The sequence below is a fragment of the Ruegeria sp. G12 genome (assembly GCF_056533565.1).
The window spans coordinates 1-24205 of record NZ_JBQFOO010000004.1 but is presented as its reverse complement, the minus strand read 5'-3'; the positions used below and the strand labels follow the sequence as shown (position 1 = coordinate 24205).

Sequence of the window (24205 nt, the reverse complement as noted above, 5' to 3'; positions counted from 1 at the left end):
TATTTCTCCTGTTGGTGATGTTTCGGTCTTGTTGCCATATTCCTTGTTGATTTAAGCGCAAAGCCAAAGATAACCTCAAGAAAATATTCTACTATGAATAAAAAGGGGTAGGTCGGCCCATGTCAGATGCCGCCATCGAGCTTGCAGGCGTGAACAAATGGTTCGGCGACTTTCATGTTCTGAAAGACATCAACCTGACGGTGAATTCCGGTGAAAAAGTGGTTGTTTGCGGCCCGTCCGGATCCGGCAAATCCACGGTTGTGCGCTGTATCAACCAACTGGAAAAACACCAGAAAGGCTCAATCCGGGTCGATGGGGTCGAACTGACGGACGACCCAAAATCGGTCGCCACCATCCGGTCCGAGGTCGGCATGGTTTTCCAGCAGTTTAACCTGTTTCCGCACCTGACCGTGCTTGAGAACCTGACGCTAGGCCCGATCAAGGCGCGCGGTCTTTCCCGCAAGGATGCCGAAGAAAAAGCCCGGCATTATCTGGACCGCGTCCATATCCCCGATCAGGCCAACAAACGCCCCATCCAACTGTCCGGTGGGCAGCAGCAACGCGTCGCCATTGCGCGCTCGCTGTGCATGGAACCGCGTGTGCTTTTGTTTGACGAACCCACCTCGGCGCTGGACCCCGAGATGATTTCCGAAGTTCTGGATGTGATGGTCGAGCTTGCCGAAGAAGGCATGACAATGGTGGTCGTCACCCATGAAATGGGCTTTGCCCGCAAGGTCGCCGACAAGATGATCTTCATGGATGCCGGTGAGATTGTCGAAGAAGGGCACCCCGAGCACTTCTTCACCAACCCGCAATCCGAGCGGTGCCGCCAATTCCTGTCCCAGATCCTGCAGCACTAAGAGGGGCCGATGAAAAAACTGCTTCTGATCGCGCCTTTTCTTTTGTTGGCGGGCTGTTCCTCGTCCCAGACATGGGGCTGGTATGTGATCGACCCGACCACGGCGTCGGGCTGGACCAATGTGAAATTCCTGATCTCGGGCATGTGGGCGACGATCCAGATCTCTCTGATTGCTGCCATTTTGTCGATTGTGCTGGGTCTGATGGTGGCCCTGCCCGGCCTGTCGGAAAAACGCGGCTGGCGCTGGGTTAACCGAATCTATGTCGAATTCATCCGCGCCATTCCCCTGCTGCCGATGCTGTTCTGGGTCTTCTACGGGCTGCCCATTGTGTTCCAGTCGATGGGCATGAACATCCCAATCGATCCGTTCTGGGGCGCGATCATCACGCTGGCAATTTCCGACAGCGCCTTCACCGCTGAAATCTATCGCGCAGGCATCCAATCGATCGCGCGCGGCCAGCGCGAGGCGGCACAGACCATTGGCCTGAACTACGTGCAGACGATGCGCTACGTGATCCTGCCGCAGGCGATCCGGCGCATCCTGCCGCCCCTAGCGAACCAGTTCATCTACATCGTCAAGATGAGCGCCTTTGCCAGCGTCATCGGCATGCAGGAACTGACCCGTCGCGCGAACGAGTTGGTGGTGACCGAATACCGCCCGCTGGAAATCTACACGCTGCTGATCTTTGAATACCTGATCCTTGTTCTGATCATCAGCGCAGGCGTGCGCTGGCTGGAACGCCGGATGGGCGCGGATGAGCGCGGATAAGGAGAACACTATGGACTGGAAAGACTTCATGGCCGAAACGGAGGCCAATATCGGAGCCCTGTCGAAGGAAATCCCCGACACCGCGCGCGGCTTCGGCCTCATGGGCAAGGCGGCCAAGACCGATGGCGCGCTCAGCGAAAAGACGAAAGAGTTCATCGCTCTGGGAATTGCGGTGTCCACGAAGTGCGACAGCTGCATCGGCTTTCACGTCAAATCCCTGATCCGGCTGGGCGCGACCCGCGAAGAGATGTGCGAGGCGCTGGCCATGGCGACCTATATGGGCGGCGGCCCGTCCTTAGGGTACAGCGCCAAGGCGCTCAAGGCATTTGACGTTTTTTCGGAGTAAACCCCATGCGTCCTGATCTGGCCGGAGCCGAAGGGTTCATTCGCAATAGCTGGTACGTGGCCGGACGGTCCGAGGATTTTGCCCGCAACCTGAGCGCGGTTCGCATGCTGGGCGAAGAGATCGTGATCTACCGCGACACGGCTGGCAAAGCCATCGCGCTGGAAGATGCCTGCCCGCACCGCAAACTGCCCTTGTCCCGCGGGACGATCGAGGGCGATCATGTTGTCTGCGGCTACCACGGCCTGACCTTCGGCTGTGGTGGCGAATGCGTTAGTGCTCCGACCCAGTTGGACAACCCGCCGCGCCGCGCCGCTGTCCATGCCTATCCGGCCGAGGACCGCTGGGGGTTTCTCTGGCTGTGGATGGGCGACCCAGCCCAAGCCGACCCGAACGACATCATCGACATTCCGAACTTCGACAACCCGGACTGGGGCAAGACCCAAAAGGGCGCGATGGAGATGGCCTGCCACTATCTTTACATCATCGACAACCTGCTGGACCCCAGCCATGTGGCCTGGGTGCATCTGACCTCATTCGCCGGGGCCGGAACAGACAACCGCCCACTGGATCTGGAAGAAACCGACAACGGCGTCATCGTCTCACGCTGGATCGCGGATGAGCCTGCACCGCCCTACTATGCTCCGATCCTGCCCTTCGGCCCAAGCTGCGACCGCAAGCAGCATTACGAATGCCGCCTGCCCTCGACCGCGATCAACATGTCGGTTTACACCCCGGCTGGCGAAGGCGGTGCGGACCGGCCCAACTCGCCCAATGCGTTCGTCAATATCTCGTACAATTTCATTACCCCGGTTGATGCCGAGACCTCGCGCTATTTCTGGTTCCAGCACCGCAACATGCACGCTGGTGACGCGGCCATGTCGCAACGCATGTTCGACGGCGCAGTCATGGCGTTCAACGAGGACAAAGAGGTGCTGGAACATGTTCAGACCGGCATGGCGCGCCGCAAGAGCGGGTATATCAACCTCGGCCTGGATGCAGGTGCCATGCGGTTCCGCGCGCGCGTTGCGAAACGGATCGCCGAGGATGAGGCCGTGCTAGCCGGCTGACAGCCTTCCATTCGCGCCCTGCCCGACTTGCTGCGCCGGGGCGTCGAACACGGATTTGATGCACGGGTACGTGCCCAGAATTTCAGCGCCTCCGGGGATCATCTCGGGCCGAAACACGCCCTTGTCCCAGACAGCCACGCCGTCAATCCTGATCGTCGGGTCCAGGACATTCAAGGAAATCTCGCCCGGCGCGTAGTGGCCGCAGGTGTGGAAATGCAGCAGGCGAGGATTGCCAAAGGCAGACCCGCTCCACCGTTCGTAGTTTTCATGAGCGGGGGACGTATAGGCGCAGCCCGGATGTATGCCCGCATGCCAGGAATGCATGGTCATGGGGTCCAGACCAAACATCTGGCCCACCTTTTCGTAATGCATCTGCGCGCAATGCACGTCCATCGGATGCCCGGAGAACCCGATCAACCGGCTGTCTTTGAACTCAACGGCCAGAGGTTCCCGCAGATCGCAGCCATAAGGTTCATAGAACTTCGACCCGGTTCCGACCAGAAAGCCGTCCTGCATGACAGTGCCCGAGAACCCGGCGGTTGGGACCGGCGCAAACACCGACATCGGAAAGCGCGTTACGCTGACGTCCGCCCCGGCCTTCGGAAAAGCCGCGCCTGGGCCACTGAAATCCGTTCCCAAGGGACAGGTTACGTGGATATGCGATGCCTTTGCCAAAGCCCGGTTCACCGCGTTTTTCAGGTCAACGAACCCGCTATAGTTCGCGCGGCCAAAGCCGGATTCCAGCATCTCGGTATCCAGCACATAAGACATGATCGGGTGAATATCGGACATGTCCGCGTTAAAGCGAATCTGGTCCCCAGTCCGCGACAGAAACAGCGTATGATCTGCTGCCTTCATCTGGGTGATCAACTCCAAGGGAAGCGCAGCACCCATCGGTTCGAACGGAATGGTTTGAACCGTTGTTCTGACACCATTGGTCTGCGCACATTCCACAATGACATCAGCAAGTTCGCCGCCATAGTACCCATTCTGCGCGCATTCACGCAGCACCAACAGGTGGTCCCCGGATGTCAGCCCGCCGCATCTGAACAGCAGGTTTTCCGCGCCCGCAATGCTGTTGGGAGTGATCATGCCCAAGGCTCCTTGGCTTTTCGCGGTCCTTGATACACGGCTCACGATCCCGTGATCTACATAAAATATCGTGGGAGGAAAATTTTTTACTGAAATCACCCACCCCTTTGCCCATAACAAGAACACAACAGACGCAGGAGGCCCAAAGATGAGCGCTTGGATCGAGATGATTTCGGATGAACAGGCCGAAGGCCGCTTGAAAGAGCTGTTGGACAAAGCCCGCACACCGCATGGAACAGTCGACACGGTGATGCGTGTGCATTCCCTGCGGCCGGAAACGATGAACGGGCATGTCACGCTATACCGCTCGGTCCTGCATTCCGACGACAACCAGCTACCGTTCTGGTTTCTTGAGATCATCGCCAGCTATACGTCGATCCTGAATGATTGCACCTATTCCCTGACGCACCACTTCATGAATGTGCGAAACCTGCTGAAGGACCAGCCGCGCAGTGACCGGATTTTTGTCGCCCTCAAGGCCCACCGCCCCGAGGATGAGTTTCAGGGTAAGGAACTGGCCCTGTTGCGATATGCTGCCAAGCTGACGACCGATGTGGGCCGCATGGTCAAATCAGATTTTGAGGCGCTGAAGATCGCCGGGTGCTCGGACGGAGAAATCCTCGAAGTGAATCAGGTCTGCGCTTACTTCAACTACTCAAACCGGCTGTTGAACGGCTTGGGGGCGACGACCGAGAATGACGTGATCGGCTATTACAAGGCAGAGGATTAATTACTTCCGGCGGTTACTCGGCAAAGTTCACACATCCGCGTACTCATCGTCCGTAGGCATCAGGATCGTGCGCGCACTTTCGGTGAACGTCTCAAGCGACAATTCCCACGACGTTCCGGGCCAATGCAATTCAAGCTGCTTTTTTGCGGGCCGGTAGACGGCGGTGTAAAGCGTGCCGAAGCCGGATTTGAACGCGGTGGAATAAAGCGGCGGGCGCAGGAAGGCGTCGATAAAGCGCTTTTCGCTTTCGGGGTGCTGGTTCAGGCGGTTCAGCAGGAACCGTTCGCGTTCGACGGTTGCCGTGAACCGCGCGTGTTTGGACCATTCCACATGGCCCTGATGGTTTGTCGCCACCGGCACGTCCGAGATTTGCGGGTGCCGGTCGGGGGCAAGATAGACCGTGCTGTGGTTATATTTCGCGTCCAAAACGGTGACGTTGTAACTCATATGGCAGGGTATACGGCAAAGCGCGTCAACCGCTTGGGCCGTGGTCTCGCAGATCTGCAGCACATAGCGCAGGATCAAGGGCACGCCGAACCCGTCGCCGACCTCGCGCCGTCCGCCAAAGGTCAGGGAAACGGTCAAACCGGCATCGTTAATGCCGTCGAGCAGGCCCAGAATACCATCGCTCATCCCGATCACACCGCGCCCGTCCCAGCGGGTTTTTAGCAGGGCAGCATCGAAGGTTTTCGGGTGATAGTCATAGTTGCGCACCAAAAACGGCGTCTTGCCGCGCCAGATCGCCTGGCTGCAACCCGACAGGTATTTCGGTGGGCAATAGAAGCTGAGGAACCGCGCCTGACTGTCGCTGCCGCCGACCAGTTCGACCACCTGTTCATAGAGCGGCATGATCTCGGGCATGTGGTGTTCCAGCGCGCGCAGGCATTCGCGATAGGTGGGGCGGGCCGAATAGCCTTCTTTCGCCCACCATTTGCGGTAGGCGGGCCAGTATTCGGCAAACAGCCCGGCCAGCTTGGGGCCGGGCTGTTCCTCGTCGATTGAGCGAAAAACAAGCGCCATGGGGCTTTCTACATGATTTTGAACGCAGGGTCTTCCATCGGTTGCGCCGCAGGCAGCGGTTCAGCCGCATAAGCCGAGGTGATACCGTGGATCCACTTTTTCGAGTTTTCGGTCAGCTTGAAGCCCTTGGTCATCGACCGGCCGCGCGTGACCAGAATACCCAGATCGGCCCCTTCATAGCGGTAATCGCCGACATTCGAGATGCGCAGGAAAAACGCCTCATTCTCGCCCACCGCGCGGCGGTGATAGTCGAAGCGGTCGAACACGACGCGGCCATCTTCCAGCATCTTGTAGATGCCCGATTGCGGGGCCTGCGTGATGCGGTCGACACTGTCGTCGGTGTGCTTGATCACCATCTGTGACCAACTGTCGATCATATCCGGGTCGGCCCAGCGGGCGTTCAGTTCCTCGACATCCAGCTTGAAGGGTTTCTTGGTGAATTCCAGCAGATGGAACAGGAACAGCGGCGCGTCCGCATGGGCAAAAGCCGCGTGGTTGGTCATGGAGCTGGCCCCGGTGATGCGGGGGTTCAATTCGCCCAGCCACAGCTCGCCGGTCTTCTTGTCGATCAGAAAGTCGAGTTCGAAATAGCCGCGATAGCCGGATTTGCGGAGTTCCTCGCCGAACTGGAACGTCAACTGCCGCGCCTGTTCGCGGGCTTTGGGCGGGAAGGCGGTCGAGAAGATCTCGTTCCCGCACCAGCCGCCGCGATAAGGGGTGAGTTCCTTGAAGCCGACAAGCTCGGTCATCAGCGGGCCCACAATCGTGCCTTCGGACGTGGCACAAGCCTCGATCGCGGCACCGCGGCAGTCGATCCGCTTCATGATCTTGATCTCGCCTTCGCCGACGATCTCGTCCTTGTGCTTGTTGAAATCAGCCTCGGACTTGATGAAGAAGGTGGTGTGGCCGCTGTCGCCAAAGGCCGATTGCAGCACCAGATCGTGGCCCAGCCCGGCCTTGTCGCAGATTTTCTTCAGGTGATCATAGCTTTTGACCACACTCAGAGTGTTCGGCACCGACGGCACGCCCGCCTTGTTGCCAATACGGACCGTTTCGATCTTGTTGTCGCATTTGGTGCGCAGCTTGGCCTTGGGGAACCACAGCTGACCGCCCAATTCCTTGACCAGTTTCTCGGTCGTCTCGTCGAACATCAGGAACACGAACTTGGGCTTGCCGCCGCGCCGTTTGATCAGGTCGATGACCTCTTTGTGCTGCAGCAGATAGTTGTTGATGTCCTCAATCGACTGGAATTCGTCATGCGGCATCTCGGAAGGCACGAACACATTCGGATGCCGCCCGTCAAAGCAATCCATGTAGCAGATATAGGTGAAATTCATCACCCATTCATCCAGTCCCAACAGGTTGAAATTGGTCGCCGACACGAAATAGATCGGGTCCTTGTTGGTGTGGAAATACCGGCGGATTTCCGAGATGTTCTTAAGAACCTTCTTTGGCATTGTGTTCCTCCCAGTCCCTTATTTCTTTTTGACTGATTTCAAAGCGTCTTCGGTAAAGATACGCAGGCCCAGATCGGCGCGGAATCCGTGGATTTCAGACACGTCCAGTTCCTGCATGAATTTCAGAATCTCGGGGCTGATCACCTGCCCCGGCACCAGAATGGGAAAGCCCGGCGGATAGGGGATCACGAAGGTGGCCGAGACCATTTCCTCGCCTGCTTCCAGCCGATCCAGCATGTCCTTGTCGGGCTCCACGTAATCGCAATTATCCTCGTCATAAGACAGGAAGAACGCGGTGCGGATGTCCCCGGCCTCGGTGCCGTCAACACAGCGGAACGCGTCGTGGAAGCGGCTGAAATCCGGCAGCGGCGGGACGTGTTCGCTAAGGTTCTTGACGCGTTTTTCGAAGGCGCGCTTTTCCATCTTGGACGCATCATCCATCAGGTCGTCCAACTCCTTGGCGATCTCGACCAGAACCTCGATCAGATAAGCGACTGAGCTGCGCGTGGTGCCGATATTGGTCATGAACAGCACGGTATTGCGCGAGGTCTTGTTGATCTGGATGCCGTATTTATCCATCAGGATCTTGGTCTTGAACGTATCGCCATCCCAGCCCGTCGCGCCCACATGCAAAGTGATGCGGGTGGCATCCAGAACGAATTCATCCTTGGCCCAGCAATCCCAGACGTCGGCCCAGCCCTGATCGGGATCGAAATAGCTGGTCATCCCGCTTTCGCGGTATTCCTCGGGGATCATGTCGCCCGCGGTGACCAGCCGGAAGTATTTCCTGAGCAATGGATGGGTCGTCACCGCCCGGCGGATCGCCATGGCGCTTTCGACCTGTCGTTGGACGAACTCATAGCCTTCGATCTCGACCTGTCTGCGGCCCACATCCAGCGAGGCGATGATCTGATAGTTGGGCGAGGTTGAGGTGTGGGTCATGTAGGCCTCGTGAAAGGCCTCTTCGACCGCGCCCTTGAACTGCTGGTCGTTGACGTGGATCATCGAGCCCTGCCGCAGCGCGGTCAGCGTCTTGTGCGTCGATTGCGTGGCATAGACCCGCACCCGCGCGTCCGGCGGTGCGATCAGGCGGGTGTTCAGCAGGGTCTCGTCATCCGCGCCCTCCAACTCGGCCTGCTGGGCGGCATAGGCCTCGGCATGTTCGGGGGTGCGGAACCGTTCGCGCAGCAGATTGGCCGAGCGCATGGCGGTGCGGACGCGGGTGTTGGGGGCGAACCGGGCATAGCCGAACCAGGCCTCGTCCCACAGGAATACAAGGTCTTTCTTGATCGCCAGACATTCCTGCATCACCCGCTGGACGTTGTAGACGATGCCATCGAACGTGCAGTTGGTCAGCAGCACCATACGCACCTGATCCAGCTTGCCTTCGGCCTTCAGGGTCAGCAGCTTGTGCTTGATCTCGCGGATCGGCACCGCGCCGTACATCGAGTAATCGTGCAGCGGGTAGCTGTCCATGTAGACCACGCTCGCGCCTGCCAGCACCATGCCGTAATGGTGCGATTTGTGGCAGTCGCGGTCGACCAGCACGATGTCGCCGGGGCGCACCAGCGCCTGCACCACGATCTTGTTGCAGGTCGAGGTGCCGTTGGTGGCAAAAAACGTCTGTTTTGACCCAAACGCACGGGCGGCGGCCTCTTGCGCCTCTTTGATCGGGCCTTTGGGTTCCAGCAGCGAATCCAGCCCACCCGAGGTGGCCGAGGTTTCGGCCATGAAAATGTTCGAGCCGTAAAACGCCCCCATATCCTGAATCCAGTGGCTGCGGCTGATGGATTTGCCGCGGCTGATCGGCATCGCGTGGAACACGCCGGTGGGCTGTTTGGAATACTCTTTCAGCGCGGTGAAGAACGGCGTTTTGTACCGCCGCTGCACCCCGCGCAGGATGTTCAGGTGCAGTTCCAGAAAGTCTTCCTGATTGTAGAACACCCGCCGGCACAAACCCAGATCAAGGCCCGCGATATCCTCGGCAGATCGGTCGGTGATCAGATAGGCGTCCAGCTCGGGCCGCAGCTTGCCGATACGGCGGCAGGTTTCCGGGCCATATTCCGAAGGCGACAGCGCATCCAGATCAGCGCCTTCGCCATAGAGGCTGACATAGCGGCCCAGCACATTGGTTTCGTTCTTGGATTTCAGGCTCAGGCCCGGACGTACGATGACGGCCTGCACATTCTGGTTGAACAGAACCCCGATCAGCGCGTCCTCGACACTGGGGACGACGACGGTTTCGTAGATGAACGGGTCTTCGCTGCGGCGCATCCGTTGCAGGCTGGATTGCAGGAACCGCTCCTGATGTTCGTTGACATTGTCAACGATCATCACCTCGAAATAAGGCCGCCCCAGCGCGCGGGCCTCATGGCTTTGCGCCGCTTCATCCTCAAACTCATCGCCCTCGGTTTCATCCGCGATCAGCGGGATCGAACGGCGCCGATACGCGCCCGAGGTCAGCGCTCGCGACACTCGCCGCACGGCGGTTGCAAAGTCGACGAAATTGCCGTGATCCAGCAATCGGCGCAGATAGTCAAAGGCCGACCCGCCCGGAAAGGCAAAATACATCTCGATCGGAGCCAGCGCCTGCAGCAGGTGCCGCGCACGGTCCCGATCTTTGTCACTGCCGCTCTGGTCAAGGGATTCAGCCGTCTCCCGCAGCGCGCTCCATCGGTCTGCCCTCAGTTGTGAGGCGCTGAAATAGTCCGAGATGGTGTGGAGCTTTTCGCTGTCGGATAAGCCGTGCATGAAATCTGTGTCCTTTCTGCCGATACCGAAAAGCTGCCCCGGTATCAGTCGGTCCCTGAGCGCCCTTTGTAGAGATAGAGATTGTCGGGCTTTTTCGCGGCGTCTTCGCTGTATCCCAGCGCCGTTCTGGGGTCGGATGCGGCAACGCCTGCGGCATCGCCTTTCTGCGGAATGCGCAGCGGGCCCAGCGTGTGCAGATAGGCATCCGCATCGCTGTTGCGGTCATAGACCGGGAATTCCGCCTCGCGGTCGCGGAAGCTTTTGAGGACCTGACCCAGACCTTTCAGCCCGACCTCGCGCTGACGGCGGACCTGATCCAGATCGATCTCGATGGGGAAGATATCCTCTTGCCCCGCCGACTGGTGCAGCACGGTAGCCGAAGGATCGACCACCAGCGAGCGGCCCACGCCACCCGCGGCCAGCCCATTCACGTCGAACACGTAGCACTGGAACTGCGCGGCGGTCGCCTTGGCGATCGACAGTTCGGCCTCGCGGTCGGTGGTGCCGGTCAGGACCGGGTGCAGCAGAACCTCGACCCCTTGGCTGGTCAGGTGGCGGGTGGTTTCGGGGAACCAGATGTCATAGCAGATCGACAGGCCGAACCGGCCCACATCCGGGACATCAAAGATGCAGAATTCGGTACCCGACGAGACCGTTTGTTCGTAGGGCTTGAACGGGAACATCTTGGAATATTTCGAGACGATCTCACCATCCGGGTTGATCACCACAGAGGTGTTGAAAATCCGCCCGTCCTCGTGCTTTTCGAACATCGAGCCGGGGATCAGCCAGATGCCATAGCGCCGTGCCGCGTCCTGAAAACGCGACAGGTCGTCATTGGGAAAGGGCTGGGCGAAACGGTCAAGCGGGCCGTAAGGGGCCAGTTCGCTGAACAGCGCCATCTGGGTCCAGGGGAACCGCGCCATCATTACGTCGATCCGATGCAGCATCGCTTCGACATTCGACTGCAAGGCGCCGACATGCATCTGGATTCCGGTTATCGCAAAGGGGGTCATTTTTCGTGTCTTCTCTTTTTCTTGCCGATTGCGACTGCCGAGGTGATCCGGCGTTCTTCATCGGAACATAAAACCGCGTGTTCGCGCAAGCCCACTGTCCGCAGGCGGTTGATTTATCCGGCCTCTTCCTCGGCAAGGTCTTCGCCGGGTGTTTCCACAAAGTCGATATCGTTGCGCACCCAGAAGAACCGGAAGCCGCAACTGCGCAGCCATTTCTCCAACCGGTCCAGACTGGACCATTCCCGGCGCAAACCGCGCGTGGATTCCACCAGAGCCCATTGGCCGTCGACCAGAAAATAGACCGTCCAGGTGTTGGGATGCGCCGACTGGTTGGCAAAGCCGCCGCTGACCACCTCGCGCGCGGTGCGCACAGCGACCGGATAATCTCCGATCCGGTTTTCGGCGGCGAGGATGGCCAGATCGTTCTGGCGGATCGTGAAGGTAGGAAGGGGTGCGTCGTTCATGATTGGCCTGTTAAAGAACACACCCACTCCGGTACCTCACGATCCGTCCGTGTTTCAAGCCTGGACCGGATCACGCGGCCTCGGTCTGTTCGGTGGCCTCAATGGTTTCGACAACCGCTTCGGCATCCTGATCGTGAATCGCACGGAACAGCGCCTTGCGGCGTTCGCTGATATCTTCGGATTTCAGGTTCTCAATCCGGGTCGCCAGCGTCCAGATATGGCCGAACGGGTCGGCAACGGTGGCGCAACGTTCACCCCAATAGGTGTCGTTTGCGTCTGCAATCAGGGTCGCGCCGTTGTCCAGAGCGGTCGCAAGCGCGGTGTCGGCATTTTCGACATACATATGATGACCCACCGGGATCACAGTGCCCGGAACGGTGGGAACATGCGCGCCCCAGCCGGCGGTGACGAACAGCATCGAATTGCCGATCTTGATGGCGGCAAAACCGGGGGCTTCTTCCGCGTCATAGGCCTGAATCTTGGCGTCAAAGGCTTTTTCGTAAAAGGCCAGCGCTGCGGGCACGTCCGCAACAGCCAGCGATGCGGTGCAGGTGCGATAGCCACGCGGCAGGGTGGCAGGCTTCTTTTTCATAACTCAAATCTCCGAATTGGGCGGGGGTTGCCCGATGAGACATGCGGGGTAAGTCCCGCACTATGCACCATACTGTGGATCAACTCGGTACATATTGCAACACTATGATGCATAGTGCTGAGATTTCTGTGGCTACGGTCAGAATGTCGGGGGCGTACAGGCGCTGACGATCCGACATTTTTCCGGGCCCACCTGCCGGAACCGGTGCGGCGTGCGGCTGTCAAAGTAATAGGCATCGCCCGGCCCCAACACCTTGCGCTGATCGCCCACCGTGACCTCGACCCGGCCCGAGATCACGATGCCGCCCTCTTCGGCCTCGTGCCCGTACATCACGCGGCCTGTGTCCGCGCCCAGATCATAGGTCTCTTGCAGGATCATCATCGCGCGGCCATAGAGGTTCGACCCCACCTGCCGCAGCGACAGCCCGCCCTTGCCGATCTCGGTCAGATCCTCGGCGGCGTAGAACACGGTCTGTTCGCTTTCGATCTCAAACGAGAAGAAGTCGGACATGCTGATCGGAATGCCCTGCAAAATCCGCCGCAGCGCCCCGACCGAAGGGTTCATCTTGCCCGACTCGATCAGCGATATGGTCGAGTTCGGTACGTCCGATTTCTTCGCTAGCGCCCGTTGCGACAGGCCTGCACGCTCGCGCAGCGTCCGCAGACGCAATCCAAGGGTCAGATCATCCTGATTGGCGTTCTTCATGTTCACTATCCGCATCACTTGAGGGGTGCCGGGACCGTAAATCAAGGGCTTATGATTCACAAGAAACAGGCTTTCGCCTGAGGCTGTGGGCATTACAGTCGCGCGGTCAGATTTGCGGGCACGCGCCCGATAACCCGAAAGGACGCAAGATGCTGAATGCTCAGATTGCTGAACGCCGCAACACCTCGATCGCGCAGGGCGTGGGGATGCAGACGCAGGTCTATGTGGACCGCGCCGCAAACTCCGAGGTGTGGGACGTCGAAGGCAAGCGCTATATCGATTTCGCCGCAGGCATCGCCGTTGTGAATACCGGGCATTGCCACCCCAAGGTGATGGAGGCGGTGCAGACGCAGGCCGCGAACTTCACCCATACCTGCCATCAGGTTCTGCCTTATGAGAACTACATCCGTCTGGCCGAGCGTCTGAACGAGAAGGTGCCGGGCGATTTCGCCAAGAAGACTGTCTTTGTGACCACCGGTGCCGAAGCGGTTGAGAACGCCGTCAAGATTGCGCGCGCCGCAACTGGCCGCCCTGCCGTGATTGCCTTTGGCGGCGGTTTCCATGGCCGCACCTTCATGGGCATGTCCCTGACCGGCAAGGTGCAGCCCTATAAGGCGGGCTTTGGCGCGATGATGCCCGACACCTATCACGTCCCCTTCCCGGTCGAACTGCACGGCACCTCGACCGAGGATTCGCTGGGTGCGCTGACCAAGCTGTTCAAGGCCGATCTGGACCCGGGCCGCGTGGCCGCCATCATCATCGAGCCGGTTCAGGGCGAAGGCGGTTTCTACCCCGCGCCAGCCGAACTGATGCGGGGCCTGCGCGCGCTGTGCGATGAACACGGCATCGTGCTGATTGCTGACGAAGTGCAGACTGGTTTCGCCCGCACCGGCAATCTGTTTGCGATGGACGCCTATGACGTGGCCGCCGACATCACCACCATGGCCAAAGGTCTGGCCGGTGGTCTGCCCTTGGCGGCTGTCACTGGGCGCGCCGATCTGATGGATGCGGCGCAACCCGGCGGTCTGGGCGGCACCTATGGCGGCAACCCGCTGGGCATCGCCGCCGCCCATGCGGTGATGGATGTGATCGAAGAAGAAGACCTGTGCGCCCGCGCCAACGAGATGGGCTCGCGCCTGAAACAGCGCCTGGAATCGATCCGCGCCCGCACGCCTGAAATCGTCGACATCCGCGGCCCCGGCTTCATGATCGCGGCCGAGTTCAACACCGCCGACGGCAGCGCCCCGAACCCCGAGATGGCGAACGCCGTGCGCGCCGAGGCACTGACGCGCGGATTGATCCTGCTGACCTGTGGCGTATATGGGAACGTAATCCGTTTCCTCGCGCCGCTGACGGTGCAGGACGAGATCTTCGCCGAGGCGATGGATATCCTCGAAGCCTCGATCGACGCTGTCAAAGGAGCCTGAACATGCTGGATACCAAAGTGACCAAGCTGGAACTGAAAGATCCCAGCCTTCTGGAAACCCGCGCCTATATCAATGGCGAATGGGTCGAGGGTGAGGCGACGTTCCCCGTCCACAACCCCGCCACCGGTGACCTGATCGCCAACGTGACCGATGTCAGCATCGAAGGTACTGCACAGACCATCGACGCGGCTTACGCGGCCAAGAAAGAATGGGCGGCGCAAACCGGCAAGGAGCGCGGTGCGATCCTGCGCAAATGGTTCGATCTGATGGTGGAAAACGCCGACGATCTGGCCACGATCCTGACTGCAGAGATGGGCAAGCCCTGGCCCGAGGCCCGGGGTGAGGTTCTGTATGGCGCGTCCTTCATCGAGTGGTTCTCGGAAGAGGCCAAGCGTGTTTACGGCGACGTTATCCCCGGCCATCAGCGCGACAAGCGCATCGTGGTGCTGAAACAGCCCGTGGGCGTGGTGGGTTCGATCACCCCGTGGAACTTCCCCAACGCGATGATCGCCCGCAAGGTTGGTCCGGCGCTGGCGGTGGGCTGTACCTTTGTGGCGCGTCCCGCAACACTGACACCGCTGTCGGCACTGGCGATGGCCGTGCTGGGCGAGCGCGCGGGTATCCCGGCAGGTGTGTTCAACGTCATTCCGGGCACAGACAGTTCGGGCGTGGGCAATGAGCTTTGCACCAATGACAAGGTTGCCAAGATCACCTTTACCGGCTCGACCCGTGTGGGTCAGATCCTGATGCGTCAGGCAGCGGGCACGATCAAGAAGATGTCACTGGAGCTGGGTGGCAACGCGCCCTTCATCGTCTTTGACGACGCCGATGTGGATGCCGCAGTCGACGGCGCGATGATCGCCAAGTTCCGCAACAACGGCCAGACCTGCGTTTGCGCCAACCGCATCTATGTGCAGGCGGGCGTCTATGACCAATTCGCCGCCAAGCTGGCCGAAAAGACCAAGGGCCTGAACATTGGTGACGGGTTTGCGGACGGGATCACCACCGGTCCGCTGATCAATCAGGCGGCGGTCGACAAGGTCGAGGAACATATCTCGGACGCGGTCTCGAAAGGCGCAACCGTCACTTTGGGCGGTAAGCGATCCGATCTGGGTGGCACGTTCTTTGAACCCACCGTCCTGACCGGCGTGACCTCCGACATGGTGGTGGCAAAGGACGAAACCTTTGGCCCCGTCGCGCCACTGTTCAAGTTCGAGAACGAAGATGACGTGGTCGCCATGGCCAATGACAGTGAGTTCGGCTTGGCCTCATACTTCTACAGCCGCGATCTGGCGCGCGTCTGGCGCGTGGCCGAAGGGCTGGAATCAGGCATGGTGGGTATCAACACGGGCCTGATTTCGACCGAGGTCGCGCCGTTCGGCGGTGTCAAACAATCCGGTCTGGGCCGCGAAGGGTCGAAATACGGGACCGAGGATTTCCTTGAGATCAAATATCTCTGCATGGGCGAGATTTCCTGACCCCCCGGCGTTGGGGCCTAGCCCCAATTGCCACGAAAAGGACCGGGCTTCGCACAGGCCCGGTCCTTTTTGTGAAGCTTCGGGCAAGCCCGAACTCAGGTCGCCAGCAACGCGAAATGCGAGGACGCGACCGCCAGCTTCGACACGCTCAACGCGCCACCTGACCGCAGTTCTGCAATCAGCCGGTCCGTCCGTTGCGCCAGATCCCCGTTCTGGTCCACCCAATGGGCGACGCTGTCCTTGCCAGAGTTCGCCCCGGACAGCACCAACGCCGCGGCCGCAATGTTGGATTGATGCACCCGGATATCCGACATCAGACGGGCCAGCGCGACCCGTTCCCAATGATCGCCAACCGCAACACTTCTGGCACGCGACCGCAGCCAGTCCAGGCTGAACCGGGCTCCGGTTGCAAAATAGCTGGCTGCCACGTCCCGCACCTCAAGCTGCAAGCGCTCCGAGACATCGAAGATGTCCATCGCACCGCCCAGCAACTCAAGCGTCGCAACCTTTGACGCCAGATCGTCCGGCGTGCCCTTTTTAAGCAACTCGTCCGTCCGCTGCTTGAGCCGTTCCAGAGAAAACGCGCTGACTGTAGCTTCGGCCACCGACGCGATTTCAGCGATACCCGGCTGGTAGACCGAGATCGCATCACCAATCGAACGGACATTGTTCTTGATCAGGCGTTGGCACTGGGCTGCGAGCATCTCTGACAGAGCGCGGTGAATTTCGATCTGAACATCTGCCGCAAGCTTGTTGTCCAGCGCGTTGACCTCGGCCGCGGTTTCGGCAAGGCCGAAAATCTCGCGGTCGATGATGAAGGCCTTGACGATTTCGCCCACAGTCGCGCCAGTATCTTCGCGCAGGCGGGCGCAGAAGGTCGGGCCGATTTCGTTGACCAGCATATTGACGACCACCGTCGCGATGATTTCGCGCCGCAGGCGGTGGTTGCGCAGAACCTCAAGATGCGCGGTGCGCAACGGGGTCGGCATGTACTCGATCAGGAACCGTTCCATATACGGATCGTCCAGAACATCAGACTTCACCAGATCCGAGAAGATATCGTTCTTGGCATAGGCCACAAGCACAGCGATCTCGGGCCGGGTCAGGCCGCGCCCCGCGGCGCGGCGCTCGGCGATCTCTTCATCGTCGGGCAGATACTCGACCGCACGGTCCAGTTTGCCTTCGGCCTCCAGCCCCTCCATGAACCGGACATGGTTGTCGAGAAGGGCCGGAGCTGCAGCCTCATCCAGCGAGATTGCGAGGGTCTGGTGGTAATTGGTCTTAAGCACCAGTTCGCTGACCTCATCGGTCATCTTGGCCAGCAACGTGTTGCGCTGTTTTTCCGTCATGTCGCCTGCATCGACAACGGCACCAAGGGCAATCTTGATATTGACCTCGTGGTCCGAACAATCGACCCCGGCCGAGTTATCGACAGCATCGTTGTTGATCTTGACGCCGCCCTGAGCCAGTTGGATTCGGCCCATTTGGCTGACACCCAGATTGGCCCCTTCGCCGACGACCCGCACCCGCACCTCGTTGGCGTTGACGCGGACCTGGTCGTTGGCCCGGTCGCCTGTATCGGCGTGGGATTCCGCAGCGCTTTTGATATAGGTGCCGATGCCGCCGAACCACATCAGGTCCGCCTGCGATTTCAGCAGGGCCCGTATCAGTTCGAACGGAGTGACGGATTTGTCGTCCAACCCGGTCAGCTTTCTGATCTCGGGCGTCAGTTTGATCGATTTGGATGATCGCGAGAACACACCACCGCCTTTCGAGATCAGCTTGGGATCGTAGGATTCCCAACTGGAGCGCGGCAGTTCGAACAACCGCTTCCGCTCGGCAAAGCTTTTGGCCGGATCAGGGTTTGGATCGATGAAGATGTCGCGGTGATCGAAGGCGGCGACCAGTTTGATCTGATCGGACAGCAGCATCCCGTTTCCGAACACATCCCCCGACATGTCCCCGCAGCCGATGACTGTAAAGGGTTGCGTCTGGGTGTCGTGGTCCAGTTCGCGGAAATGGCGCTTTACAGCCTCCCACCCGCCTTTGGCGGTAATCCCCATTCCCTTGTGGTCATAGCCGTTCGAGCCGCCCGAGGCGAAGGCATCGCCCAGCCAGAACCCATATTCCGTAGCCAAGTCATTGGCAAAATCCGAGAAGGTCGCAGTTCCCTTGTCGGCGGCAACAACCAGATATGGGTCGTCAGGATCGCGGCGCACCACCGCGTTGGGCGGGACGATTTCCGAGCCCGAGATATTGTCGGTGATGTCCAACATGCCGGACAGGAAAATCCGATAGCAGCGCACCGCCTCGGCCATCACCTCTTCCCGGGTGCCACCGGCAGGCAGGGTTTTGGGCAGGAACCCACCCTTTGAGCCGACCGGCACGATAACCGCATTCTTGACCTGCTGCGCCTTTACCAGCCCCAGCACCTCGGTCCGGTAATCTTCTTTCCGGTCGGACCAGCGCAAACCGCCCCGCGCCACCGAACCGTAGCGCAAATGCACCCCCTCAACGGACGTCGAGTAGACAAAGATCTCGCGCCACGGGCGCGGCAACGGCAGTTCATCCAGCTTCGAGCAATCGAACTTGAACGACATGTAGGACTTGTCGCGCCCATCCGCCTTGGGCTGAAAGTAGTTGGTGCGCAGCGTCGCCTGAATGGCATTGCGGAACCGGCGCAGGATCTGGTCGAAGTCGAGGCTTGCGACTTTCTCCAGCATGGCTTCGATATCCGCCGCAATCTCTTTTGCCGCTTTTTCCCTTTTCTTCGCATCCCCGGAAGCAGCCGGATCGAACAGGGCCTGAAACAGGTCGACCAGCTTGCGCGCAATGCCGGGATTGGCGATCAGAGCGTCCTGCATATAAGGCACAGAATACGGAATCCGCGCCTGACGCAGGTATCCGCCATAGGCCCGCAGCAGCGCGGTTTCGCGGATCGACAGACCGGCAACCAGCACCAGCCGGTTCAGCGGGTCGTCATCGGCCTCTTGCGCCCAGAGGGTGGAAAACGCTTCCTCAAGATTGCTACGAACTGCCGTGACGTCGATGCTCTGCCCGTCCGAGGACTGCATGTGGAAATCGTGAATCCAGATGGTTTCGTCGCCGCGGTCGATCCGGAATGGATGTTCGGCCAGAATGCGAAAGCCGAGGTTTTCCAGGATCGGAAGACAATCAGACAAGGGCACCGACGGCCCGCGCTTGTAGAGTTTGAAACGCACGCTGTGTTCGGGGTCTTCCAGCCTGCGATAAAACTTTAGCATCAGGTCGATTTCACCGGTCAGCTGTTCCATCTTGTCAATATCGGACACGGCTGAAACGGCCTGAAACTCGTCCCGGTAGGACACGGCGAAGCCATCGCTATAGAGCGCGTGAAGCCGGTTGCCTTCGGATTCGCCCTTGCGTTCGACCAACGCGTCGTGAAGGTGATCGCCCCAACTGCGCACCGCGTCAATTATCCGGGCCTCCAAAGCGGCGGCCTCTTCCTTCGAGGCGACCTTGCCGCTGAGCGCAATGACGAAATGCACCCGTGCCAGCACCTCGTCAAAGGCGGGTTCCCATGTGGCGACGCGGCCTTCGAACTCTTCGGCTAGAATGTTGCCGATTTTGCTCCGCAGCTCGGTATTGTAGCGCTCACGTGGGACGTAAACGAGGCAGGAAACGAACCGCCCAAAGCGATCCGGGCGCAGCAACAACCGCGATCTTGGCCGGATTGTCAGATGCAGCGCGTCAATAGCGTTTTCGAACATCTGGTCGTCCGAGCTCTGGAACAGCTCATCGCGCGGATAGGTTCCCAACACATGCGTCAGCGCCTTGCCGTCATGGCTGTCCGGGGTGAAGCCCGAGCGTTCGATGATCCGCTCGACCTTTTGCCGCAACAATGGGATCGACTTGGGGCTGCGGTTATAGGCAGCGGCGGTGAAATGTCCGATGAACACATGCTCGCCGGTTTGCTTTCCTTTCCCGTCGAACTGCTTGACCCCGATCAGATCGAAATGCGTCGCGCGGTGAACGGTCGAGCGGCGGTTCGCCTTGATGATCATCAGCGGAGAGATGTCGCTGGCAAACGCGTCCATTTCGGGCGAACGATCGGTGAAGTTACCTTTCAGGTCGCGTAGAACGGTGAACTCCGGATCGCTCATCAGGCCGAGCGCTGTTTTGCCGACCTGACGCATAGCACCGGTTTTGCTGTCGGCCGCATATTCGCGGTATCCCAGGAACGTGAAATGGTTTTGCGCCAGCCAATCCAGGAATTCGACAACCTCCGCAGTGACCGCCTTGGATTTCTTGGGGGCATTGCCCTTGAGCATTTCGGTCACGGTGCCCAGACGTTCCATGATGGGCTGCCAATCCTCGACCGAGACGCGCACATCCTTCATGATCTGGGCGATTTCCGCCTCAAGCCGTTCTATCTGTGCCGTGTCCCCGATCTGATCTATCTGAACTTGGATCATCGACTCGGCCCTGCATTCGGCGTCGGATGCGCCGGGTACACCGGTCCGGGTGCCGTCGGGCCCGCGTTTGACCTGTAGCAGCGGATGAATCAAAGAGTGAATCGACAATCCCTGTCCGGCCAGAAAAGACGTGACCGAGTCGACAAGGAACGGCATGTCGTCATTGACGATTTCCAGAACCGTATGACCGCATTCCCACCCGTGTTCCGCCATGCGCGGGTTGTACATCCGCACCCGCGCCGCGCCGGATGGCTTGTGCGCCGCGAATTTCCAAAGCGCCAGAGATGCGCCATACACCTCTTCCGCCGTCCGGCTTTGCAGGTCTTCAAACGAGGAACGGCCAAACAACAGGTCCAGCGCGGCCAGGAAGTCCTCACAATCCGTTTTGTCCAACCGCGCGGAAGCGATGGCGCGGACTTCGTCCAGCAATAGATCGAAAGCGGAGTTTTCAGGTTTTGTCATTGCACTCTCCCAACGGCGGTTGGCCGCCCTTCAATTTCTGTTGGCAGCCGAGTCCAAAACGGATTCGCACGCCCCAGGCCGACACATGCCCTGACACTGACGGTACCTGCGAAATCCGGTTTCGAACAATGCCAAAAAGCTGCAATCCAGTTTTCTAACGCGCCAAGCCACCTGAGTTTCCACGCGCAAAAGGTGCACGGACATGATTACCAAAGTCTTTGCGCGCACACAGAGTTTGACACGCTAAGACATGTTCGAGACCACCTCGCTGAGCGTTTCCGCCCTGCGGATCAGTTCAATCGAAAGCTCTCCGGATTTCGTGCTGACGCCGTAGACCGCGATGCGGGGCAAGCTGTTATAGTCGAAATGGTTACTGAAGTAGTATGCGCCGGTGTCGTAGATCGCCACGTAGTCATTGGGGTCGAGTCGCGGGATCAGCACATCCTTAGCCACCAGATCAGCGGCGAAACAACAGGGCCCGGCCACGTCTGTTTGCACCTTGTCCTCGGTTTTTAGCGCACCGTCGGGCGTGAACCCTTCAACCCGGATTGGCCACGCGGCGGGCAGGAAGGCGGTGCGCGTCATGATCTGCGCGCCCGCATGGGTGGTCGCGATATGCCGCCCTCCGGCATTTTTGGTGTATTCCACCCGCGTCGCCATGAAGCCGTTCTTGGCGGCGATCGCGCGGCCGAACTCGGTCTTCACGCTGTACTTCCCGGTGAACAGCAACGGCACCTTATCTCGCAAGATGTCCGAGTACTCCTTGAAGGTCGGCTTGACCTCGGGCGAGGCGAAGTTGACCGGCAACCCGCCCCCGATATCCAATCGGGTGATCTGTTGCTCACCTTTACGGGCGTTGATCTCTTCGGCGACAGCAACCAGTTCACCGATGCCCTGCGCCATCAGCTCCAGCGGGCAGCCCTGCGATCCGGCATGGGTGTGGATCGATGTCAGCCACGGGTATTTCAGGTAATAGTCGATCAACTTCTCACGATTGCCCGCATCCCCGATGGGATAGCCGAATTTCGACGTATTCGTCGCCGTGCTGGTCGATGAAATCGCGCCCGAGCCGATCTGCGGGTTGATGCGAAAGCCGATGATGGCCTCGGAGTTCGGATAGTCCTCGATCAGTGCGGCGACCCGTTCCAGTTCCTGTTCATTGTCCAGATTAAACGCGATGGAGTGCTTCAGGCACTGGCGCAGGTCATCCATCGTCTTGGCGGGCGAGTCGAAGATGATCTTGCGGACGTCAAAGCCCGCCGATTGCGCCATGGTCAGCTCTCCGGGGCTGGCGACCTCGGCCCCGATGCCGCAATGCGAGATTTTCATCAGCACATGGCGCAACGAGTTCGCCTTGACCGCAAAGGTGTGCTGGAAATTGTCGGGGAAGGCGGCGATCAGATCGTCGATGGATTTGGCCAGACCGTCCAGATCCATAAAGCCTATCACGGTGCTTTCACTGTCCAGAAGCCGGTCTTCGATGGCGCGTTGCAGGATTTCGTGTTCTCGGTTCATGGGTCGGCTCCGGGGGCTTGGTGAATTCACTTTAGCTTAAATGAAAACGGCGGCCCGGGTGAGCCGCCGTTGGTTGGTTTGTCTGGGTTACTCCCCGAGTGCCACACCTTCGCGGCGGGGATCGGCAGCACCGATCAGCTGACCATCCTTGATCAGGATCGCATGCAGGCCCGAGTTCAGGTCGGCGGCCTTGACCTCATGCCCTTTCGCGGCAAGCGCATCGAGGAAATCGGCAGCAGCAGTTTCCTGTTCCACCTCCATGCTCGATCCGTTGCGGTGCACGAAATGGCCGGTCTCGATAGCGTCCTGCGGGTCCATCTCCCAGTCGAGGATCGCGATGATGGTCTTGGCCACATAGTTGATGATGCGGCTGCCACCGGGCGAACCGATCAGCAGATAGGGCTCACCATCCTTCATCACGATGGTCGGCGACATCGAGCTGCGCGGACGCTTGCCGCCCTCGACCCGGTTGGCCACCAGACGGTCCCCATCCTTGGGCGCGCGGTCAAAGTCGGTCAGCTCGTTGTTCAGCAGGAAGCCCCGAACAAAGACACGGCTGCCAAAGAAGGTCTCGATGGTCGTGGTCATCGACAGGGCGTTGCCATACTGGTCGCGGATCACGATATGGCTGGTGCCGGGACGATCGGGGTTCTGCGAGGGCGCAAACAGCGCGGTGTGATCGCGCGGCGGCTCTCCCGCTTTACGCTTTTCACTGGCGGCTGCCGGGTCGATCATTTCCGAGCGCAGTTTCAGGTAGTCCTTGTCCAGCAGACCCTTAACCGGCACATCAACGAAATCGCTGTCGGCCATGTAAAGCGCGCGGTCGGCATAGGCCAGCTTGGCCGCTTCGGCATAAAGGTGCGCCAGTTCAGCGTTCCAGCCGGTGCCCTTGAGGTCAAAGTTGTTCAGGATACCCAGAATCTGACCCACCGTCAGACCACCCGAGGTCGGCGGGCCCATGCCGCAGACGTCATAGCCGCGATAATCGGCGCAGACGGCGGGACGGACCTTGACGCGATAGGCGGCCATGTCTTCCAGCGTGACGTTGTTTTCAACCTTTGATGTCGAATCCACAGCTGCCACGATATCTTCGGCAATCGGGCCGTGATAGAAGGCGTTTGCGCCCTGATCGGCCAGAATACGCAGGGTCTCGGCAAAGTCAGGGTTCTTCAGCAGGGTGCCTTCGGCCAGTGGGCTACCATCGTCGTTAAAGAAGTATTCCTTCGCACCGGGGAAGACGTCCAGATAGCGTTCGCGGTCGATGGTCGACTGGATCGAGTTTGCCATACGCGGCGACACTGCGAACCCGTTCTCGGCCTGTTCGATGGTCGACTGGAACAGCGAGGCCCAGTCTTTCTTGCCGTAAAGGTTATGGGTCACTTCCATCAGACGCAGAATGCCGGGTACACCAACGGCCTGCCCGCCCGAGATCGCCTCGGCAAACGGGATTTTCTCGCCTTCGGCGTTCAGGAACCGCTCGGGCGTGGCTTTGGCGGGAGCCTTTTCGCGCGCGTCGAAGGTGGTCAGCGTCTGGGATTCCGCGTCCCAATACAGCATGAACGCACCGCCACCGATGCCGGACGATTGCGGCTCGACCAGGTTCAGCATCAGCTGCACGGCGATCATCGCATCGGCTGCGGTGCCGCCTGCGGCCAGAACGTCATAGCCTGCCTTGGCGGCAATCGGGTTGGCGGCTGAGACCATGAATTCGGTGCCAGTGACCGAATCCTTGTCCTCCCACCCATAGCCGTATTCCGGCGCGGGGTCCTGTGCGCTGGCCGCGCCGGCGATGACGCCCAGGGCCAGAGCGGCGCTGGTTCTTAGAAATGTCCTCATCATTGAATCCTCCCGGTGATGACGAGATGTTGGGAAACTGTTTGTCACTCGTAACATGAACGTAATTCTACTGAGCCCCTACCTGACGACATAGACGGACACTTGGGAGTGTCTGACCACGCGGGCGGCGTTTGGGCCTAGTAGGTAGTCTTTGAGGTCTGGTTTATG

18 protein-coding genes and 1 pseudogene are annotated in these 24205 nt (G+C 59.6%); 7 read left to right on the top strand and 12 right to left on the bottom strand.

The features are described from left to right. Positions 1-119: 119 nt before the first annotated feature. The 4 genes from ACR0JN_RS10720 to ACR0JN_RS10705 are packed head-to-tail and all read left to right on the top strand — an operon-like array spanning position 120 to position 3041. Entirely contained in the window at positions 120-860 is a 741-nt protein-coding gene (locus ACR0JN_RS10720) for an amino acid ABC transporter ATP-binding protein (protein WP_480815960.1), read from the top strand. 9 nt (positions 861-869) lie between these two features. Next, positions 870-1628: an amino acid ABC transporter permease gene (locus ACR0JN_RS10715; protein WP_480815959.1), complete on the top strand. Its 759-nt coding sequence runs from the start codon at positions 870-872 to the stop codon at positions 1626-1628. Between the two features lie 10 nt (positions 1629-1638). After that, positions 1639-1974, top strand: coding sequence for a carboxymuconolactone decarboxylase family protein (locus ACR0JN_RS10710; RefSeq protein WP_480815958.1), 336 nt, complete (start codon positions 1639-1641; stop codon positions 1972-1974). A gap of 5 nt (positions 1975-1979) precedes the next feature. Further along, a complete protein-coding gene (locus tag ACR0JN_RS10705; protein ID WP_480885526.1) occupies positions 1980-3041 on the top strand; it encodes an aromatic ring-hydroxylating dioxygenase subunit alpha in 1062 nt (353 codons plus the stop codon). On the opposite strand, the gene ACR0JN_RS10700 is transcribed toward ACR0JN_RS10705, so the two are convergent. Further along, the gene (locus ACR0JN_RS10700; protein WP_480885524.1) at positions 3030-4133 is read right to left on the bottom strand and encodes a hypothetical protein; all 1104 of its coding nucleotides are present in this window, start codon (positions 4131-4133) and stop codon (positions 3030-3032) included. The two genes, ACR0JN_RS10705 and ACR0JN_RS10700, sit on opposite strands and share 12 nt — an antisense overlap. Positions 4134-4281: 148 nt before the next feature. Here ACR0JN_RS10700 and ACR0JN_RS10695 point away from each other — a divergent pair, with 148 nt between their 5' ends. Beyond that, the gene (locus ACR0JN_RS10695; RefSeq protein ID WP_480885523.1) at positions 4282-4863 is read left to right on the top strand and encodes a carboxymuconolactone decarboxylase family protein; all 582 of its coding nucleotides are present in this window, start codon (positions 4282-4284) and stop codon (positions 4861-4863) included. Positions 4864-4890: 27 nt separating this feature from the next. On the opposite strand, the gene ACR0JN_RS10690 is transcribed toward ACR0JN_RS10695, so the two are convergent. The 7 genes from ACR0JN_RS10690 to ACR0JN_RS10660 all read right to left on the bottom strand — a co-directional run bounded on the left by ACR0JN_RS10690 (position 4891) and on the right by ACR0JN_RS10660 (position 12865). Further along, positions 4891-5883 (bottom strand): C45 family autoproteolytic acyltransferase/hydolase, encoded by a 993-nt coding sequence (locus ACR0JN_RS10690; protein ID WP_480885521.1) that lies wholly within the window; start codon positions 5881-5883, stop codon positions 4891-4893. Between the two features lie 8 nt (positions 5884-5891). Then, positions 5892-7340, bottom strand: a complete 1449-nt coding sequence (locus ACR0JN_RS10685) for a biotin carboxylase (RefSeq protein ID WP_480885520.1) — start codon at positions 7338-7340, stop codon at positions 5892-5894. Between the two features lie 18 nt (positions 7341-7358). Beyond that, positions 7359-10091, bottom strand: coding sequence for an aminotransferase class I/II-fold pyridoxal phosphate-dependent enzyme (locus ACR0JN_RS10680; protein ID WP_480885518.1), 2733 nt, complete (start codon positions 10089-10091; stop codon positions 7359-7361). Between the two features lie 44 nt (positions 10092-10135). Further along, positions 10136-11104, bottom strand: coding sequence for a carbon-nitrogen hydrolase family protein (locus tag ACR0JN_RS10675; RefSeq protein ID WP_480885516.1), 969 nt, complete (start codon positions 11102-11104; stop codon positions 10136-10138). Positions 11105-11217: 113 nt separating this feature from the next. Then, entirely contained in the window at positions 11218-11568 is a 351-nt protein-coding gene (locus tag ACR0JN_RS10670) for a hypothetical protein (RefSeq protein ID WP_480815950.1), read from the bottom strand. Positions 11569-11638: 70 nt separating this feature from the next. Further along, on the bottom strand, positions 11639-12160 hold the full coding sequence (locus ACR0JN_RS10665; RefSeq protein ID WP_480815949.1) for a VOC family protein: 522 nt from the start codon (positions 12158-12160) through the stop codon (positions 11639-11641). Positions 12161-12298: 138 nt separating this feature from the next. Further along, the gene (locus ACR0JN_RS10660) at positions 12299-12865 is read right to left on the bottom strand and encodes a cupin domain-containing protein (RefSeq protein WP_170674640.1); all 567 of its coding nucleotides are present in this window, start codon (positions 12863-12865) and stop codon (positions 12299-12301) included. Between the two features lie 149 nt (positions 12866-13014). Here ACR0JN_RS10660 and ACR0JN_RS10655 point away from each other — a divergent pair, with 149 nt between their 5' ends. Beyond that, positions 13015-14292 carry a 4-aminobutyrate--2-oxoglutarate transaminase gene (locus ACR0JN_RS10655; RefSeq protein WP_480885515.1) on the top strand — a complete coding sequence of 426 codons (1278 nt, stop codon included), beginning with the start codon at positions 13015-13017 and terminating at the stop codon, positions 14290-14292. Between the two features lie 2 nt (positions 14293-14294). Continuing rightward, positions 14295-15770, top strand: coding sequence for an NAD-dependent succinate-semialdehyde dehydrogenase (locus tag ACR0JN_RS10650; protein ID WP_480885513.1), 1476 nt, complete (start codon positions 14295-14297; stop codon positions 15768-15770). Between the two features lie 95 nt (positions 15771-15865). On the opposite strand, the gene ACR0JN_RS10645 is transcribed toward ACR0JN_RS10650, so the two are convergent. The 4 genes and pseudogenes from ACR0JN_RS10645 to ACR0JN_RS10630 all read right to left on the bottom strand — a co-directional run. Then, complete coding sequence (locus ACR0JN_RS10645; RefSeq protein ID WP_480885511.1) at positions 15866-20686, bottom strand: NAD-glutamate dehydrogenase; 4821 nt, start codon at positions 20684-20686, stop codon at positions 15866-15868. 243 nt (positions 20687-20929) lie between these two features. After that, the gene (locus tag ACR0JN_RS10640) at positions 20930-22201 is read right to left on the bottom strand and encodes a type III PLP-dependent enzyme domain-containing protein (RefSeq protein WP_480885510.1); all 1272 of its coding nucleotides are present in this window, start codon (positions 22199-22201) and stop codon (positions 20930-20932) included. 87 nt (positions 22202-22288) lie between these two features. Beyond that, positions 22289-24037 (bottom strand): gamma-glutamyltransferase, encoded by a 1749-nt coding sequence (gene ggt / locus ACR0JN_RS10635; RefSeq protein WP_480885509.1) that lies wholly within the window; start codon positions 24035-24037, stop codon positions 22289-22291. 78 nt (positions 24038-24115) lie between these two features. After that, a pseudogene (locus tag ACR0JN_RS10630) lies at positions 24116-24205 on the bottom strand (universal stress protein); the annotation flags it as partial.